The organism is Runella sp. R0.1_18 (assembly GCF_057652155.1).
The window spans coordinates 352,609-370,339 of sequence record NZ_JBYFCK010000004.1; the positions used below are offsets into that span (position 1 = coordinate 352,609).

The following is a 17,731-nucleotide window of genomic DNA, read 5'->3' on the forward strand; positions in this document are numbered from 1 at the left end:
TCGGTAACCTCATGAGTATTTATCTACGAACCCTTTCGGTGGCCGCAGCCTTGACCGCTGCCACTACGCTTGTGTCTTACAAAAGCGGACCTTCCCCACGTCCCTCTAAAAAACCAACCTTGGCCGCAGCCGATATAAAAGTGCCTGCGGGCTTTACGGCCACTATTTTGGCCGAAGATTTGGAGACACCACGGCACCTAGCTGTTTCTAAAGGCGGTGACATTTACGTCAAAATCAACAAACTCAAAGACGGGAAGGCGATTTACCGCCTCCGCGACACCAACGGTGACGGTGTTATCGACGAAAAAATAGGCTTCGGAAATTACAAAGGCTCAGGCATGTACATCCGAGGTGGCTATTTGTACGCATCGTCGGCTACGAGTGTATATCGCTATAAACTCAATGATAAAGAAGAGGTTATCGACTACGACAACCCCGAACTTATCGTCAAAGGACTCGTAGCTCGTGGTCGCGACGAAGCCAAAAACCTCACCGTCGATAACAACGGATACGTGTATGTCAACGTGGGTTCATACGACGAAACTTGCAAACAACCTGGCACCAAACAGGGCATCATGCCTTGCCCGTTGTTAGATTCTATCGGGGGGATTTGGCGTTTCAAAACCGACCGCTTGAACCAGTATTACAGCGACGGAATTCGCTACGCGACTGGTTTAAAAAATGTGGTGGGCCTAGATTGGAACTCAGCTAACAACTCGCTCTTTGCCCTCATGCACGGACGTGGCAAGTTTCACGAAGATTTCCCGCAATACTACACGCCTCAAGACAGCGAAAAACTACCCGCCGAGACCCTTTATGAACTCCGTCAAGGCGACGACGCTGGCTGGCCTTACGTCTATTATGACCCCTTCCAGAAGAAGAAAATTTTATGTCCTGAATACGGTGGTGATGGCAAAAAAACAGGCGGTGAAAAAGCTGTTAATCCCGTAGCCGATTTTCCTGCTCACCTTGGCCCCAACGCGCTTTTGTTTTATACGGGGAAAATGTTCCCTGCCAAGTACCGCAACGGAGCGTTTATTGCCTTCCACGGGCAGTCGCCTGTTTTGAAAAAGGGCTACATGGTGGCCTTTGTGCCGTTCAAAAATGGCAAACCTTCGGGGCCATGGGAGATTTTTGCGGATAATTTTGCAGGCACTGACCTCGCCAAGCCAACTGGCCCCGTTCAGCACCGCCCCACAGGTCTTGCCCAAGGGCCAGACGGCGCGATTTACGTCACCGATGATTTGAACGGGACGTTGTATAAAATTACGTACAAGGCTCCAAAGAAATAGGTTTTTCTAATTGCATGAAAAAGCCCGCGTCAGTAATTGGCGCGGGCTTTTTGTGTGTAACTTAAAAACCAAATAGCCTCGGTAGAGGCACAACATTTGTAGTAGCAGTGGGAGATTTTGTTAATTTTCGCTTCGGAGAAGCCTAACTTTTTGCTATTTACCTCAGGGAGGCGAAATCTTACAGAAAAAGGCAAATAAAGACCTCCTCGAAGCCCCATTTGGGTAGCCGATAATCAGCAAAAGATGTCACCCCGATGGGGCTTTTTTACACCTGATTCATTCTTTCTACAAAGATGTAGCTCCTCTGGAGCAATGAGTAGTAGCTTTTACTTTATGTACTCAATTTGTCCGAAATATCAAAATTCTACTAATATATCACCTTTTTTAGGCCCCTTTTTAAGACAGTTCTTCAGAGCAAGTTACTAAAGAAGGCTTACATCCTTCCATTTAGACTGACTTTTTTGCCCAAAATCCACTACCTCCCTTAGCCCAAATCCCCTTCTCCAACGTACTCTAAGAAAGACCGTTGAGAGGAATGAAAAAACTGTGTTTGACTGCTGTTATATTTGGTATTGGACTATCCACCACCTTCGCCCAAACGGGCAGCGTCCATGAGCCCGTACGCTACGTAGGTGGCATCAGCGCCGACCCACAAGTCCACGAAGGGCGGCTGCGGTATGCCATTGGCGTGGAAAGTCGGCAAACGGTACGCGTCAATCGTACGCATCCTGAATTGGCCGATGGTTTTGGCTGGACGTACAACCACGCTTCTACGATTTGTTATTGGAACAACACGTTTTACCAACAATACCTCAGTAACCCCGTTGATGAACACATCGCCCCTGGCCAAACCTTGGTCGTCACCTCCAAAGATGGGCGAATATGGGATAAACCTACGGTGGTCTTTCCGCCGTACGTCGCTCCCAAGGGTGTTAAAATCCCCAAAGGCTCAAATGGTTACATGATGCATCAGCGAATGGGTTTTTATACTGCTCCCAACGGCCGCTTGCTAGTCTTGGCTTTTTATGCCCATGCCGAAGAACCCTTTCGAGAAGGTGGCATCGGGCGAGTGGTGAGGGAAGCCTACAAAGATGGGACGTATGGGCCGATTTACTTCATTCGTTACAGCAGCCACAAGGCCGTTGATGGCACTCAGTGGGGCGAAAAAAATACGTCTTACCCTTTTTACAAAAAATCAACTGACCAAGGGTTTGTGGAGGCTTGTAATGCGCTCTTGGGCGATAAACTGATGACTTTACAATGGCGTGAAGAAGACAACGGCTTGGACGGTTTTTACAAAAACAACCTCGACAAATCGCTTGATATTCAGGCATTATCCTATTATCATCGAAAAGATGGCAAAGTAGTAGCTCTCTGGAAGCGCTCCAAAGCGGCCTTGTCTGATGACGAAGGAACTACTTTTTCTCCGCCCGTTAAAGTCCCTACGTTGACCATGGCGGGAGGGAAACAGTGGGGGCAACGCACCGACGACGGGCGTTATGCCATTTGCTACAATCCCATTGAAATGGACGAACATCGCTTTCCTCTCGTGATTATTACGGGCGACGACGGGGCTATTTTCGACAATATGCTTTTGGTACAAGGCGAAGTGCCGCCGCGTCGATTTTTTGGACGTTGGAAAGATTTCGGGCCGTGTTATATGCGCGGCATAGAAGAGGGAAATGGCAACCCGCCTGGCAACGATATGTGGCTGTCGTACAGCATGAATAAAGAAGATATTTGGATTAGTCGCATTCCTACGCCCGTGCGTTATGAAGTCAAAGGCGATGTCAACGACGACTTCAACGCCCTTCAAAACAACGGCTCAGTACCCGATTGGAATGTTTATGCTCCTCAATGGGCACCTATCACAGTCGTGGCAACACCCCAAAAACAAGGTAAATGCCTCGAATTGTCCGATAAAGACCCTTACGATTATGCACGCGCCATTCGGGTGTTTGAAGAGGGTAGCCAAGTCGAATGTTCGCTGGCAGTATCACCCGCCCAAAACAAGACAGGTTCGTTGGAAATTGACCTCACCGACCGCTACGGTAACCGCCCTGTTCGGGTACGGTTCGACGAAAAAGGGAATATCGTTGTGACTGATGGAGGGGCCGAAAAAATCGTCCAAACGTATGATGCCTCACAATGGTACACGTTAACGTTCTCGGTCAATGCCCAACTCACGGGCGGCTCTTTCGACTTAGCCATCAACGGCAAGAAAGTGGTAGAAAAGGCGGCTTTGGCAGAAGCAGTAAAATCAGTAGAACGCCTGTCGCTTCGCACTGGCCAGTACCGTGATTTACCCAACCGAAAAACCCCGAACGAAGACCCACACCCGCCCTTGGTAGGTGCCGACGAGCCCGTTGTACCAGCGATTTTCTACGTGGATGATGTTGTGATCAAAATGTGAAAAACATCCGTGAAAATCCGTGAGAAAAACCTGAGAAAAGGGAGGTACTATTGTGCTAAAAATCAGTAGTATAGAAAATTCTTAAACCCCCAAAAACCAGTATCCTCATGGAAGAAAAAAAAATCACTCCACACGCCAACAGTCGTCGCGATTTTTTGAAAGCTTCGTCGGTGGCAGCCACTTCTTTTTTCATTGTTCCTCGTCACGTATTAGGTAAAGGTTTCGTTGCACCGAGCGATAAGCTCAACATCGCAGGAATCGGCGTCGGTGGAAAAGGGAAAAGCGATTTGGCGTCGTTTGCCAACAGCCCCAACGTCAACATTGTTGCCCTCTGCGACGTGGACGACCGTCAGGCCGTAGAGTCCCGCACGCGTTTTTCTAAAGCAACGTATTACAAAGACTTCAGAGAAATGTTAGCGAAAGAACATAAAAATATCGACGCCTGCTCTATCTCTACGCCCGACAATACCCACGCCGTAGCGACGCTGGCCGCGATGCAATTGGGTAAACACGTTTACACCCAAAAACCACTGACGCATGATATTTATGAGGCGCGGATTTTGGGCATGGCGGCGAAAAAATACAAAGTGGTCACCCAAATGGGTAACCAAGGTGGTTCGGGCAATGGCGTTCGTCGGATGAAAGAAATTTATGACTCGGGCATAATTGGCGACGTGCATAAAGTATTGACATGGACCAATCGACCCGTTTGGCCACAAGCCATTCCGACTGACAAAACCTACGAAGTTCCCAAAGAATTGGATTATGATTTGTGGCTCGGTCCTGCCAAAAAAGTGCCTTACAATGAAGCCTATTTGCCTTGGAACTGGCGTGGTTGGTGGCCTTACGGTACGGGAGCACTCGGAGACATGGCTTGCCACATCATGGATCCCGTATATCGTATTTTACCGATTGATTATCCCACTTCGGTTGAGTGTAGCGTAGCAGGTACGTGGACGTTTACCCTCCGTCCGCAAGACGACAATCCCGACTGGACGCCCTTTTCGACATCCATCCACTTGGATTATCCGCGTAAAGACGGCAAAGGAAACATCAAAGTAAGCTGGTACGACGGTGGTATTTTACCCGAACTCCCCGAAGAATTGTTGCCAGGTGAAAGCTTTGGAAACTCCGACGGTGGCGTACTTTTTATTGGTACCAAAGGCAAACTCATGGCCGATTGCTACGGTGCTAAACCTCGTTTGTTGCCTCTGAAAGCCAACGAAACCCTCAACATTCCCGAAACCATACCGCGCGTTCCTAACGAAGACCACTATTTGCAGTGGGTGAATGCGTGTATTGCAGGCTATGGCAAAGGCGTGACGAGTTCGCCGTTTGAGTATGCTGCACCTTTTACTGAAAGTATTTTGATTGGTAACTTAGCCATCCGTAGCTGGATGTTGCGCGATAACCCAACTGCCAAGCGTTCGGTTGACCGATATAATGGCCGTAAGAAATTGTATTATGACGCGCCCAACATGAAAATTACGAATTATGATTTGGCCAACCAATTTGTAAAACGTGATTACCGCGAAGGCTGGAGCTTAAATCTATAATTTTTTAGTATGTAATCATCGCCCTTCATAGACCTTCCAAGTTTTCAAAACTTGGAAGGTCTTGCTGTTTTATAAACGGTTAAACGCATTAAAATCTGGAGTGGCTATTGATTGCTCCAGAGGAGCTACATCTTAGTAGAAAAATGAATCAAATCCACCACAAAGCCCCATCTGGGCGGACGACATTCGATCAAAGATGTCACCCCGATGGGGCTTTTGGATGGCCTTTACCCCCTTTTTCTACTAAGATTTAGCCTCGCTGAGGCTACTTTTTTTAATGCATTCAAACTGTTTTATAAACATAAGTTCAGTAATTATAAACAAAAAACCTCACCTTTGTGATTTCACTTTCATTTGTAAAAAAGGAATTGCAAACAATGGATTCTGGAAATATTGTAGTGTTTACGGCATCAGGGGAGGAAATGGAATTGCTGAACAAAAAAATACCTGAATTACGCCCAGGTGAAATCTTGGTTCAGAACCTTTACACTACCATTTGCGGCAGCGATTTACACACATTTTGCGGCCTACGAAAGGAAAAAACACCCACGGTATTGGGTCACGAGATTGTCGGGAAAGTTGTTAAAATAAGCGATACTCATTCGGGGAGAGACTATTCAGGAGCACAGCTTCGCCAGGGCGACGTCGTTACGTGGAGTATTTTTTCGGCCAATGACCAATCCGACATGGCGCAGCGTGGAATGCCCCAAAAAGCTGACAATGTCTTCAAATACGGCCATGCCCTCGTTACCGACGACGACTGTTTTCACGGTGGTTTGGCCGAATATACCATTCTGAAACCCAACACGGCGGTACTTAAACTTCCTGAGGAAGTGCCCCTTCCCGTGGCGGCAACCATCAACTGCGCCGTGGCTACCGTGGCAGGAGCACTTCGGCTGGCGGGAAACCTACAAAACAAAAACGTACTCATTACTGGAATGGGGCTGTTGGGTGTCGTGTGTGCGGCGATGTGCCGCGTAGCTGGTGCCGCCAAAATCATCGCAGCCGACATTGACGAACACCGTTTGCAGCAGGCCATTCCTTTTGGAGTAGATCAAACGCATTTGCTTCAGCCCCACACTATCGAGACCAACATCGACATTGTCTTTGATATGAGCGGCGCGCCTACTGCCATGGAAGCGGGCATCGAAGCCCTCGGCGTAGGAGGCGTAGCGGTGTGGGTAGGTGCTGTTTTTAAAAACCGTAAAATCGAAATAGACGCCGAACAGATTATTCGCCGCCTAATCACCATTCGCGGATTGCATAACTACAATTACGACGACTTTGCCAATGCCGTGGCCTTTATTTCTGAGCACCATCGGTCGTTCCCTTTTGAACAAATTGTCGCCAAAGAGTTTCCTCTTTCTGAGGCCGAACAAGCCTTCCAATATGCCCTCAAATACAAACCCCTCCGCGTAGGAATTCGTATAAACCACCTTTAACTCACATGAACTCATCTTTCCGTAGTCAGCAGTGGAAAATGTTGTTGGTCACGATGCTGTGTTACTTGTTTTTTTACACAGGTCGGCACAACTTCGGGTGGGCGGCCAAAGGCATGGCCACTGCCCTCAACGTTCCTTATTCGTTCATTGGTTGGATTAGCTTTGCTATGTTGTTGGGCTATGCCATTGGGCAATTTATCAACGGCAACCTAGCCGATCGCGTCAGTGCGCGGTTTATGATTACCACGGGAGCGTATTTGTCGGTACTTACCAACATCGCCATTAGTTACAGCAACTCCATCACCCTCATCCTAATTTTATGGGCTCTTAATGGCTATTTTCAGTCGATGGCTTGGGCACCTGGTAGTAAGCTTATTAGCAATTGGTGGAGCAAAGCCGAGCTAGGGAAAGCCTTCGGATTTTACACCATGGCCGCGGGGTTTTCATCGGCTGTTACGTACCTACTTTCCATTGTTTTGCTCCAGCAAGGCATGGAATGGCGGATGCTTTTTCGCCTTCCTGTGCTGTTATTGTTGATAGCTGCTACCATTTTTTTGATTTTTGCCAAAGATAGCCCTTCGCAAGCAGGTTTTATGCTAGACAAAGAACATGCCTCCCAAAACGTAGTAGAAGAAGGTTGGTGGAGTCGCTACCGCACTGTGCTGTCGCACCGTCATTTTTTGTTTACAGCCTTGGCACTCGGTTTTGAAAGCATGGCGCGTTATGGGCTTATTTTTTGGGTTCCCGTCCATTATTTGGGCAAAACGTGGAAAGAAAACCCTGCCAACCTTTGGGTAACGTTTTTGCTACCCGTCGGCATGGCCTTTGGCGCGCTGTCTTTTGGACTTCTTTCTGACACATTTTTTAAAGGAAACCGCATCCATGCTATTCGTTTTGGAATGGCCGTCAGTGCGATTATTTCATTGTTGGTTTTTATTACTCCAACGGATAGTTTGGTCTTAGGCGGTTTTTTGATGTTGTCGGTGGGCTTTTTTGTCTATGGCCCTCAATCCTGTTTTTGGGCACTCAGTCCTGAGATGTTGGGACAAACGTACACGGGCACGGGCGTAGGTTTGATGAACATGTGCGCTTACGTTTTTGCGGCTCTTGGCGAACCTTTGTTTGGATATATTATTGACAAAACGGGTAATACCTCCACCATTTTTATCTTTATTGCAGGAATTTGTTTCTTGTCGGTCGTGATGATTTCATTGGCAAAAAGGGCTTGGGCAAATTCGATTCAACGCGTATTTTGATAAACAATGGACATCTCTTCGACTTTTACGTGGCAACTTTGGGCTTTGGTATTTCTAGGGGCCTTCATCATTGGATTGGCCAAAGCAGGCCTCAAAGGCGTCGAAATGCTCAATGTCACCATTATGGCTTTGGTATTTGGTGGAAAAGCCTCTACGGGGGTAGTATTGCCAATGCTTTGCGTTGCCGATATTTTGGCCGTGTTGTACTATAACCGCCACGCCCAATGGAAATATTTTTGGCAACTGCTACCTTGGATTATTTTTGGGGTGTTGTCGGGGGTATATATTGGGAATTTATTAGAAGAGGCGGTTTTTAAGAAGATTATGGCTTTTGTCATCTTACTTATTGTGGGAGTAATGAGCTGGCTCGAATACCGTAAATCGGCTCCCATTCCCACCAGTAAATGGTTTGCTGCTATGATGGGAATTGTGACGGGTTTTACGACCATGTTGGGCAACCTCGCGGGGCCACTCTCTACCATTTATTTTCTAGCCCTTCGCCTTTCCAAAAACGATTTGATTGGTACAGCCGCTTGGTTGTTTTTGGTGATTAATTTGTTCAAACTTCCGTTTCAGGTGTTGGTATGGCACAACGTTACGTTTGATACCCTTCAGCTTAATCTTATGCTGCTGCCTTCACTGGTGTTAGGCTTTTTTGTGGGCATTCGAATCGTTTCTATCATCCAAGACAACAATTACCGACGGGTAATTTTGGGGTTGACCTTACTGGGAGCGTTGGTGATTTTTATGCGGTAATAGCAAATAAAAACGCCACCCGTCTCTCTTGAACTACTCAGAACAAGCGGGTGGCATTGCTATCAATTACTTACCTTTACTGCTTAATTCCTTTCAGGGTACGTTGTGTTTTATCTTCGTACTGTACTCGGATCAAATAAATACCTGTCGATAGCTTTTCGCCAAAGGAAACCCTCGCGCCACGCGTTATTTTTTCCAAACCTACGCGTTCTAAACCTAACACATCATATACTTTCAGAACCTCCACGTTTTTATCAGATACCCATGTAAAGTCATTTTGGGTTGGATTAGGATACAAGGAAAACGAAGCAACCTCGGGTAACTCCTCCGCAGCGACTCTGGCCGTTGCACAAACACTCACCGTTTTGCAATATTGCTTGTACCAAGGGGAAGCCGAATAGTTTACCCCCACGCACACCTGTCCACCCGTAAACCACTGACCACTATTAATCGTCACTTTATAAGGCTGCCCCGATGTAGGCGTAATACTTTGTACCGAACCCGTACTCCACCAAGAATAATTGGTGGCATTGGCTCGGTTAGCAACGTTGAGCTCAAAGGTTTTTATTGAATTAACGGCGGCACACTCATCTCCGATAATATCAGCGGTTGTTGTAGGGGAAGCATTGACCGTCACCGATACTGCTGAAGAAATGCTCGTTGCTCCTTGGTTATCAGTTGCTTTTGCGGTTAAAATGTAAGAACCTGCCCCAACGTTTGCCCAGCTAAAAGTATATGGAGACGTCGCATCTTCCCCCAGCTTGGTGTTGCCGTTGTAAAACTCCACTTTGGCGATGCTGCCATCCGCGTCAGAAGCAGTGGCAGTCAACGACATAGAAGCAGGTGCCAGAAACGTCGCATTGCTAGAAGGTGCGGTTACGCTTACTGACGGTGCTTGGTTAACTACGGGTGCATTTACCGTCACCGAAACCGCCGCCGAAGTCGTTGTTGCTCCTTGGTTATCAGTCGCTTTCGCAGTTAAACTATAAGAACCTGCCATGACATTCGTCCAGCTAAAGGTGTACGGAGACGTCGCGTCTTCACCCAACTTAGTAGTACCGTTGTAAAACTCCACTTTGGTGATGCTGCCATCCGCGTCAGAAGCAGTGGCGGCCAAAGAGATAGAAGCAGGTGCCTGAAACGTCGTATTGTTGGTAGGCGCAGTTACGCTTACTGATGGTGCTTGATTAACTACGGGAGGTTGTCCTGTACAAAGTGTCACTGTTTTACAAAACTGCTTGTACCAAGGTGCGGCCGAATAATTGACGCCAATGCATACTTGTCCACCCGAAAAGTTAGCTCCAAAATTGATATTGACTTTGGAAGGCTGCCCCGACACTGCCGTAATGCTTTGAGTAGAACCCGTACACCACCATGAAAAACTGTTAGCGTTGGGTAGATTGATTGAGTTCAACTCAAACACTTTAACTTCGTTTATACTCACGCAATCAGGGCCAATAATGTCTGAGGAAGGATTGCCAGGACTATTTACATACACGGTTACACTTCCTGACGTTGCCACTGAATTTTGGTTGTCGGTCACTTTAGCTGAAAGCGTGTAAGCTCCCGATGCTACGTTGCTCCAATCAAAACTATACGGCGCCGAGGCATCTTCGCCGAGTTTGGTCGAACCATTGTAGAACTCCACTTTTGCTATACTCCCATCACTATCAATGGCATTGGCCGAAATCGTAATCGTAGCAGGTGCCGTAAAAGTCGTCCCATTGGCGGGGGCGGTCAGGCTCACTGTTGGCGGCTGGTTGGGAGCAGGAACCGCCGTTACTTGCACCAGCGACGACGTCAGCGGCCCACCCGACGCAAGTAGTGCTTTGACAGTAAAAGTATAGGTTCCCGCTTGCACATTCGAGAGGGTTAAAGTGTAGGGAGCAGTTGTATCTTCTCCTAGCTTGGTAGCGCCATCGTAAAACTCCACTACCGTTGCTGTCGCATTTCCAACGCTTGCGTTGATGGTTAGATTAGCCCCAATCGTTACTGTCGAATTGTTGGCAGGGCTCGTAATCGCCACAAAAGGTGTAGGAGGACCGAAATTATCAGCAGGGTTCAGGATTTTATCTTTGACCCACGTTCCTGAAGTACTCGTATTGTTCCAACCATTGTTGCCGCACGCCCCAGGCACCAACGCTGCCGACGATTCGTCTTTGTCGCAATAACTCCAGTTGCACCAGCTTATTTTCATGCCCGACGAGTTATTGCCTCCCATAAAACTTACCCAATTTTGGGCGTTGGTGTAATCGTTTCCGCCATTTCCTGAGTAGTTGCTTGTCCCCCATTCTGATACAAACAGAGGCACCGTTTTGATGACATCGTCGATGTAGCTTTGGGTATAATGCGAACCCGCGTAGAAGTGGAACGTGTACATGATGTTGTGGGCGTTAGCGCCTGTCAACGGATTGGAGCGCACATCGCCAGGGGCTCCACTCCACGAAGGCGTTCCCACCAAAATAATGGCATCAGGGTCGTACTGACGGATCGCTGGGATGACCTGCTCAGCATAACTTTTGACCGACGACCAGCTGACGCCGTTGGGTTCATTGCAGATTTCGTAAATGACGTGTTTTTTACCCGCGTGCTGCTGCGCCATCAACTGAAAAAATTCAATGGCATCGGCAGTGTGTAGGTTAGGGTCACCAGGGTTCAGAATATGCCAATCGATGATGCAATACATTCCAAACTGAGCCGACCAATCTACCAATTGGTTGACTTTATTGCGCAGACCGACTTTGTTATTCATGTACCCACCTTCGTCCACGTACATGGCTGCCCGAAACACGTCAGCGCCCCAGTCGTTGGCCAGCGTTTGTAAGGCCGAAGAATTATAACATTGGTCAAACCAATGCAATCCGTGCGAGCTCATTCCCCTCAATTGAATGGGCGTCCCTGCTTCGTTACAAAGCTGTCGGTTGATTACCTGCAAGCGGCCGTTGGCCGCCAAAGGAGTGGAGGATTGTCCGAAGGTAAAAGCATGGACAATCAAAAGGAGCGCAAATACTCCGAAGATACGTACAATTGCGTTTTTCATACACCTAAAACTTAATGGAACAATAGATAAAAACTAAGCTTCCCACGCTATTTTTAGCGGGGAAAACAATGCCATTAAAAAGTAGGGAAAAATGCGACTAGGGGTAAATATACGCGTTTTTGGTTTTTTTTAGTCTTATTTATTACAAACTTTTTTTGAGTCTCTAAATAGGCTTTCTTTTGTCTATTTTCTGGATAAAAACTTGTTTTTTGTCCAGAAAACTCTTGCTTTGCATAAGTTCACTTCTTTCATCCCTAAACCTCTATTTTCATGAATACCTTTCCACTTGCTGGGTTTGGTAACCGCTTAGTTGCCCAAATCATTGATAGTATTATTGTCGGAATTGCCTTTAGTCTTATTCTCGTCCCTTTTGGGGGCTTAGCTGCCCTGATTGGTCTCAGTTCAGCCGACGCCCTTGGTGGCTCCGACGAAGCTACTGCCGCCGTGATGGGGCTTTTTGGCATTGGACTTATCGTTCTTCTTTTGGCCAGTATTTTTACTCCTTTGCTTTATGATGCTTTCATGGTGAGCTCAAGTAAGCAAGCCACGTTTGGTAAAATGATTATGAAAATCAAAGTGGTAGGCCCTAGTGGTGAACGCCTTACGTTCAGTCAAGCGTTAGTTCGTTCACTGATTAAGTACATTTCAGGCCATTTTTGTTTTCTGCTGTGGTTATGGCCTTTATTTAACCCCGAAGAGCAAGCCTTACACGATTTGGCTGCCAAAAGTTTAGTAATTCGAGAAGCGTAATGATAAAAAAAGTCATTTTAACGGTAATGGCCTTGGTCATTACCGTTTTTTATTTTTACTACAATCCTGCTGTTCAATCGTTTGGGCCGCCTTGCCTCATTCACAAAACCACAGGTTTGTATTGTTGGGGCTGCGGTGGGCAACGGGCGTTTCATGCGCTACTTCACGGAGAATTTCGTGGGGCATTTCAGTACAATGCGCTCATTTTCTTGGTTCTGCCGCTTTTAGGCGTGGTTTTGTACGCCGAACTTTTCGACGATGTCCGTCCGTTTCATTATCTTCGCCGCCGCTGGGTAGTCCTCCTAGCCGTAGGAATATTTTTCCTGTTTACGATTATTAGAAACCTAGACGGATTTGATTTTTTAATTCCAACAAACTAATTCATTATGCTTACCATTGACCTTCGTTCCGACACCGTTACCAAACCCACCAAAGCAATGCTCGAAGCCATGTTTGCCGCCGAAGTTGGTGACGATGTCTTCGGTGATGACCCTACCGTTAATGCGTTGGAAACCAAAGCTGCAACATTATTTGGCATGGAAGCGGCGCTTTTTTGTAGTTCAGGTACTCAAACCAATCAACTGGCTATACGCGTTCATACACGCCCTGGAACTGAGGTTATCTGCGACAAACTTTCCCATATCTATCTGTACGAAGGTGGCGGCATCGCGCTCAACTCGTTGAGCTCAGTCAAACTGTTAGACGGAGACAAAGGTCGTATCTCTGCGCAGCAAGTACGAGATGCCATCAACAACCCCGACGATGTACACGCGGCTGTATCGCGCTTAGTTTCTCTCGAAAATACGATGAACAAAGGGGGGGGCTGTTATTATAATTTCAGCGAAATTGAAGCGATTAAAGACGTTTGTACCCAACATGGTTTGGCACTTCATTTAGATGGAGCTCGTCTATTTAATGCCTTGGTTGAAACCAACGAAACTCCTTCTCAGTACGGGCAAGTTTTCGATAGTATCAGTATTTGTCTGTCCAAAGGACTTGGATGCCCCGTCGGGTCTTTGTTGTTGGGCAGCAAAGAGTTTATCAAACAAGCCCGTCGAGCTCGTAAGGCCATGGGAGGCGGATGGCGCCAAGCTGGTTATCTTGCTGCCGCAGGAATTTATGCCCTTGACCACCACGTAGAGCGCCTTCGCCAGGATCACGCCCGTGCCCGTGCCATCGGAGAGCTCCTAAAAGGCCGCCCCGAAGTAGCAGAAATTTACCCGATTGATACCAATATTGTAATTTTCCGTTTGCCCGAAACCATCCTTGCGACCGATTACGTAGCCCAGCTTGCTTCTCAAGGCATCAGAGCAGTAACGTTCGGGAAGCACCTGGTTCGCTTTGTGACGCACCTTGATTTTACCGACGATCACCTTTCAGAATTACAAAAACGGCTTTAAAGTTATTTTTCGGTAACAAAATGCGTATTTCTACGCTATAATTTTGCCCAAAAAGTTGGCACTTTTGTTGCTGTAAAATTTTTGTAATTTTTTTTAAACCTTTTTGCACTTTTTCCCGTCTAAAGTAAAAACAGGCGCAAAAAGCAATGTGATTGAGAAAAAAGCAGAAATGCTGTTTTTTCTACAATAGCAAGGCAGAAAGTCCGTTAATTGAGCTAAATTAGTTGTTTTGTTAATTTCTAAATCGTCCGTCAAAGCCATGAAAAAAGTCGTCAAACTCTTGTCAGTTGCTTTAGCAGTGGGTGCAGCCGTATATACATACAAAAAGTTGCAACCTAAAAAAGCATAGAAAGGGGGCGTTGCTGAGGGTCAGCAGCGCCCTTCGCTTTTATGTCCAGTTTGACTTGTTTATGAAGCAACGCCCAGGCGTTCAAAACCAGTATTCTGCTCTGCGGTAGTTTCAAAAATACCCTTCGTTTTTTCAAGGTGATACTCCTGAATCACCATTTTTTGGGCAATTTGTACGAGTTCGTTTTCATCAACCCCTGCGGGAACCTCACCTGCCCACTGCAAGAAAGTTTGGTAGTCTTTAAAATCGCATATCGGTAGCGATATCGCCAAAATTCTACATAAGCCATCAAGCGTTGTTGTATCAAAACAACAGTTCCATGGGCTATTCCACATTTTACTGTAACTTTTTTTGGCAGCTTCAGGAGTGGGTACTTTTCCCAAATGATGGCAAAGGGGAATTTTTTCCGAAAACCAATGAAGCAACTTCTTATCAGTGGGCCTATTTTTGGGATAATCCTCTATTGCCCAAGCAAGAAGACTTGTCAATAAGCCCATGTAATAGGCTGAGTGAGTAGGGTTAGGTTTACGTGGCATAGAACTAAATGGTTTAGATGTCGGTACACCAAACAACTAAGTATGCGCACGAAAGTACTTTTAACGGGGTAAAGTTAACACCTTGTAAAAATGAAACTAATGAATTTAAAATACTAGGAATGAAAGTAGAAAATTTTAGGAATCTTATTCATGGGTATCAACAAGGAACTTCCCTCGATCAATAGCAGTTACTAATTCATAACATTTCATAGTGATTAGGCTTGGAAAGTGCAGTTTCCCTAAGTCGCTATTTATTTCAAAATGCTCCAAAATCGATTCATAAAACGGGTTTTTGCCTACTTTGTACGGGGGCTTGTACTTGTTGCTCCCACTTATTTTACGTTCCTGATTATCAAAGAAGGAATTTCATATTTGGACAGTATTTTACCCATTTACATTCATACCGATGCCAAGCATCCACTTTATTTGCCAGGGCTTGGGCTGTTGATTATCGTCTCAAGCATTGTTTTTTTAGGATTTATTTTTTCCCGCTTCGTACCCCAATCGGTATTTAGTTTTAGCGAAAGTATTTTGAAGAAAATGCCGTTGGTGAGTTTGATATACTACTCTATCAAAGACCTAATTTCGGCTTTTGTGGGTGACAAGCGCAAATTTAATCAACCTGTGTTGATTACAATTAACCCTCAGTCTGACCTAAAAAAACTGGGTTTTATAACGCAAAACGACCTTTCTAGCTTCGAGCTTAGTGAGTACGTAGCCGTTTATTGTCCACACTCTTACGCGTTTTCGGGAGAGTTGTTTATTGTGGCAAAATCCAACATCAAGATTCTCGACAATGTATCGAGTACTGACGTCATGAAGATGATTGTTTCGGGAGGGGTTTCGGTCAAATAGCCTACAACCCACGAATCACACGGCGTGCCCATGAGTTACGTCCGCGTGGCGTGTCGGGGGCTTTGAAAACATCCGTCCAAGTCATTTGTTTCTTGCGCTTCATTGCCCGCATTTTAAGGAAGTAGCCCGCGCTCAGATAGATACAGAACAAGCCTACTAGGATAAAAAAGGCTTCGGTATTGGTGATGTATTCAAACGTGAGAAAATAACCCATCACATTGACAATGGTCATAACCCAAAACGTAAGTGAAGTTTGGATGTGGGTAAATCCATTATCTAAAAGTACGTGGTGCATGTGATTGCGGTCGGCTTTAAAGGGAGAGCGGCGGTTAAGAATACGCACCAAAAACACGCGTAAGGTATCGAAAATGGGGACAATCAGAAGCACTACTGCAAGAATAGGCGCATTGAAAAACGCGGTAGAATCATGTTGATAGGTGATGTTAAGACGGATAAACTTCACGGCAAAAAATGCCAACAAGAAGCCAACAATCAACGACCCCGTATCGCCCATGAAAATTTTGCTCGTCTTTGAAAAGTTGAACCGTAAAAAGCCTAAAAGAGCTCCCGAAAGAGAGAAAGCCATGCAGGCCATTGAGAAGTGGTGATTTAACAAAAACCACGTTCCAAAACTCAAACTTGCGATAAAAGCGATACCTCCTGCAAGTCCATCCACGCCATCAATGAGGTTGACGGCATTGATGATGGCAATGAAAATGAAAATTGTGAACGGAATACTGATGACGTCAGGAATGTGAGTCCAACCAAAAATGCCAAAGAAGTGGTCAACTTTCAGTCCTCCAAGTAATATCAAGGTAGAAACGGCTACTACTTGAAGCAAAAGCTTTTTGTTGGGGTCAAGTACTAAAATATCATCTTTGAGCCCTAAAAAGAACAGTATTGTAAGCCCTACCACTGCCAAGCTGGTCAAGTAAGCATCGGTTTGCTCGTTGGTATGGGGCCACAAAAAATGGGCAATGAGAAGCGAAGCGTAAATAGCAATCCCTCCAAACTCAGGTGTTTCTTGCTGGTGAGAGCTGCGGAAGTTGGGTTTCTTTTTCAGTTCCAACAATCCACTAATATTGATAATCACTGGAATAGACGTAATGGCCACAGCGCAGGCAATCAAAAAGGATATAAGACACTGATACACTTCGTGTTGAAGTATATTTTGATACTGGCTTCTGAGTACGTCTATTAGTATATCTGCGTTCATAGAATTCCGTTTCTGCCTTTTTGTCTCTCATAACGGAAGACAAAAATTATAAAAATTAGCTTATCTCACAAAAAACACTCCAGAAAATACGATTCTATTTATTATTCGGTCGTTTTGGTTTGTAAACAAATTGTAAAACCTTTCTAAGGGGTTTGAGCCATAAAGTAAACCAATAGGGCTCCAATCCATTTAGGTCCCACGCTTGTCGGTCACTTTGGTTTGCCTTTAAGCGATTCCCCACTGTTTTGTTACTTACCCCGCCCGTTCGCATCATGGTGACAATCTCTGGAAGGTAAGCGACATTTAGACGGTGCTTGTATAGGAAACGTAACATTAATTCGTAATCTGCCGCACTTCCCAAATCAAGACGATACGTCCCAAGCTGCTCATAAGACGCTTTTTTTACAAAAAACGTTGGGTGAGGGGGCATCCAACCGAAAAGAAATTTTTTTCTATCAAACCCGCCCGACTTCCAATAACGTTTTACCTGTGTTGTATCGTTTGCATCTACGTAAACCAAATCACCATAGATGCCGTCAGCGCCCGTTTCTTCCAACTTTGTCACCAACTTCTCAATGACTTGGTTGTCTGCATAAAAATCATCGGCATTCAAGATACCGATTATTTCGCCCGTTGCGTGGGCGATACCTTTGTTCATCGCATCATAAATCCCTTGGTCTTTTTCGGAGATAAATACAGCAATTTTTGTGCCGTAATTAGCGACTATCTTAGGGGTATTATCGGTTGATTTTCCGTCAATTACGATGTATTCTATATCGTGATATGACTGATTTAGTACCGATTCTATGCAACTATTTAGCGTTTGTTCTCCGTTAAAAACTACTGTAATAATACTTACTTTCAAAGCCT

At 45.8% G+C, this 17,731-nt stretch carries 14 protein-coding genes; 10 read left to right on the plus strand and 4 right to left on the minus strand.

From position 1 onward, the window contains the following. Positions 1-11: 11 nt before the first annotated feature. The 6 genes from AC23P2_RS09360 to AC23P2_RS09385 all read left to right on the plus strand — a co-directional run bounded on the left by AC23P2_RS09360 (position 12) and on the right by AC23P2_RS09385 (position 8,715). Positions 12-1,292 carry a PQQ-dependent sugar dehydrogenase gene (locus AC23P2_RS09360; RefSeq protein ID WP_487772948.1) on the plus strand — a complete coding sequence of 427 codons (1,281 nt, stop codon included), beginning with the start codon at positions 12-14 and terminating at the stop codon, positions 1,290-1,292. A gap of 535 nt (positions 1,293-1,827) precedes the next feature. Further along, positions 1,828-3,705 (plus strand): hypothetical protein, encoded by a 1,878-nt coding sequence (locus tag AC23P2_RS09365; protein ID WP_487772949.1) that lies wholly within the window; start codon positions 1,828-1,830, stop codon positions 3,703-3,705. A gap of 107 nt (positions 3,706-3,812) precedes the next feature. After that, positions 3,813-5,261: a Gfo/Idh/MocA family protein gene (locus AC23P2_RS09370; protein WP_028525146.1), complete on the plus strand. Its 1,449-nt coding sequence runs from the start codon at positions 3,813-3,815 to the stop codon at positions 5,259-5,261. 377 nt (positions 5,262-5,638) lie between these two features. Continuing rightward, on the plus strand, positions 5,639-6,703 hold the full coding sequence (locus AC23P2_RS09375) for a zinc-binding dehydrogenase (RefSeq protein WP_487772950.1): 1,065 nt from the start codon (positions 5,639-5,641) through the stop codon (positions 6,701-6,703). Between the two features lie 5 nt (positions 6,704-6,708). Beyond that, a complete protein-coding gene (locus tag AC23P2_RS09380; protein ID WP_487772951.1) occupies positions 6,709-7,959 on the plus strand; it encodes an MFS transporter in 1,251 nt (416 codons plus the stop codon). Between the two features lie 6 nt (positions 7,960-7,965). Continuing rightward, positions 7,966-8,715, plus strand: a complete 750-nt coding sequence (locus tag AC23P2_RS09385; protein WP_487772952.1) for a sulfite exporter TauE/SafE family protein — start codon at positions 7,966-7,968, stop codon at positions 8,713-8,715. A 76-nt stretch (positions 8,716-8,791) separates the two neighbouring features. On the opposite strand, the gene AC23P2_RS09390 is transcribed toward AC23P2_RS09385, so the two are convergent. Continuing rightward, positions 8,792-11,755 carry an Ig-like domain-containing protein gene (locus AC23P2_RS09390; protein ID WP_487772953.1) on the minus strand — a complete coding sequence of 988 codons (2,964 nt, stop codon included), beginning with the start codon at positions 11,753-11,755 and terminating at the stop codon, positions 8,792-8,794. A gap of 270 nt (positions 11,756-12,025) precedes the next feature. Between AC23P2_RS09390 and AC23P2_RS09395 the strand changes: the two genes are divergently transcribed. From AC23P2_RS09395 to AC23P2_RS09405, 3 genes are read left to right on the plus strand one after another with little or no spacing between them, the layout of a single operon-like run. Next, complete coding sequence (locus AC23P2_RS09395) at positions 12,026-12,505, plus strand: RDD family protein (RefSeq protein ID WP_487772954.1); 480 nt, start codon at positions 12,026-12,028, stop codon at positions 12,503-12,505. Then, a complete protein-coding gene (locus AC23P2_RS09400) occupies positions 12,505-12,885 on the plus strand; it encodes a DUF2752 domain-containing protein (protein ID WP_487772955.1) in 381 nt (126 codons plus the stop codon). Before AC23P2_RS09395 ends, AC23P2_RS09400 begins: the two co-directional genes overlap by 1 nt. Positions 12,886-12,891: 6 nt before the next feature. Next, positions 12,892-13,905, plus strand: a complete 1,014-nt coding sequence (locus AC23P2_RS09405) for a threonine aldolase family protein (RefSeq protein ID WP_487772956.1) — start codon at positions 12,892-12,894, stop codon at positions 13,903-13,905. 408 nt (positions 13,906-14,313) lie between these two features. Here the strand turns inward: AC23P2_RS09405 and AC23P2_RS09410 are convergent, their stop codons facing one another. Then, positions 14,314-14,790, minus strand: a complete 477-nt coding sequence (locus tag AC23P2_RS09410; protein ID WP_487772957.1) for a hypothetical protein — start codon at positions 14,788-14,790, stop codon at positions 14,314-14,316. A gap of 261 nt (positions 14,791-15,051) precedes the next feature. Here AC23P2_RS09410 and AC23P2_RS09415 point away from each other — a divergent pair, with 261 nt between their 5' ends. Further along, positions 15,052-15,645: a DUF502 domain-containing protein gene (locus tag AC23P2_RS09415; protein ID WP_122933820.1), complete on the plus strand. Its 594-nt coding sequence runs from the start codon at positions 15,052-15,054 to the stop codon at positions 15,643-15,645. 1 nt (position 15,646) lies between these two features. On the opposite strand, the gene AC23P2_RS09420 is transcribed toward AC23P2_RS09415, so the two are convergent. Both AC23P2_RS09420 and AC23P2_RS09425 read right to left on the minus strand, forming a co-directional pair. Further along, positions 15,647-16,861: an MraY family glycosyltransferase gene (locus tag AC23P2_RS09420; protein WP_487772958.1), complete on the minus strand. Its 1,215-nt coding sequence runs from the start codon at positions 16,859-16,861 to the stop codon at positions 15,647-15,649. A gap of 94 nt (positions 16,862-16,955) precedes the next feature. Further along, on the minus strand, positions 16,956-17,726 hold the full coding sequence (locus tag AC23P2_RS09425; protein ID WP_487772959.1) for a glycosyltransferase family 2 protein: 771 nt from the start codon (positions 17,724-17,726) through the stop codon (positions 16,956-16,958). Between the last annotated feature and the right edge of the window lie 5 nt (positions 17,727-17,731).

Excerpts from the sequence above, each read along its gene's own strand:
- AC23P2_RS09360 (WP_487772948.1), top strand. The coding sequence starts at position 12 with ATGAGTATTTATCTACGAACCCTTTCGGTGGCCGCAGCCTTGACCGCT.
- AC23P2_RS09365 (WP_487772949.1), top strand. The coding sequence starts at position 1,828 with ATGAAAAAACTGTGTTTGACTGCTGTTATATTTGGTATTGGACTATCC.
- AC23P2_RS09370 (WP_028525146.1), top strand. The coding sequence starts at position 3,813 with ATGGAAGAAAAAAAAATCACTCCACACGCCAACAGTCGTCGCGATTTT.
- AC23P2_RS09375 (WP_487772950.1), top strand. The coding sequence starts at position 5,639 with ATGGATTCTGGAAATATTGTAGTGTTTACGGCATCAGGGGAGGAAATG.
- AC23P2_RS09380 (WP_487772951.1), top strand. The coding sequence starts at position 6,709 with ATGAACTCATCTTTCCGTAGTCAGCAGTGGAAAATGTTGTTGGTCACG.
- AC23P2_RS09385 (WP_487772952.1), top strand. The coding sequence starts at position 7,966 with ATGGACATCTCTTCGACTTTTACGTGGCAACTTTGGGCTTTGGTATTT.
- AC23P2_RS09390 (WP_487772953.1), bottom strand. The coding sequence starts at position 11,755 with ATGAAAAACGCAATTGTACGTATCTTCGGAGTATTTGCGCTCCTTTTG.
- AC23P2_RS09395 (WP_487772954.1), top strand. The coding sequence starts at position 12,026 with ATGAATACCTTTCCACTTGCTGGGTTTGGTAACCGCTTAGTTGCCCAA.
- AC23P2_RS09400 (WP_487772955.1), top strand. The coding sequence starts at position 12,505 with ATGATAAAAAAAGTCATTTTAACGGTAATGGCCTTGGTCATTACCGTT.
- AC23P2_RS09405 (WP_487772956.1), top strand. The coding sequence starts at position 12,892 with ATGCTTACCATTGACCTTCGTTCCGACACCGTTACCAAACCCACCAAA.
- AC23P2_RS09410 (WP_487772957.1), bottom strand. The coding sequence starts at position 14,790 with ATGCCACGTAAACCTAACCCTACTCACTCAGCCTATTACATGGGCTTA.
- AC23P2_RS09415 (WP_122933820.1), top strand. The coding sequence starts at position 15,052 with ATGCTCCAAAATCGATTCATAAAACGGGTTTTTGCCTACTTTGTACGG.
- AC23P2_RS09420 (WP_487772958.1), bottom strand. The coding sequence starts at position 16,861 with ATGAACGCAGATATACTAATAGACGTACTCAGAAGCCAGTATCAAAAT.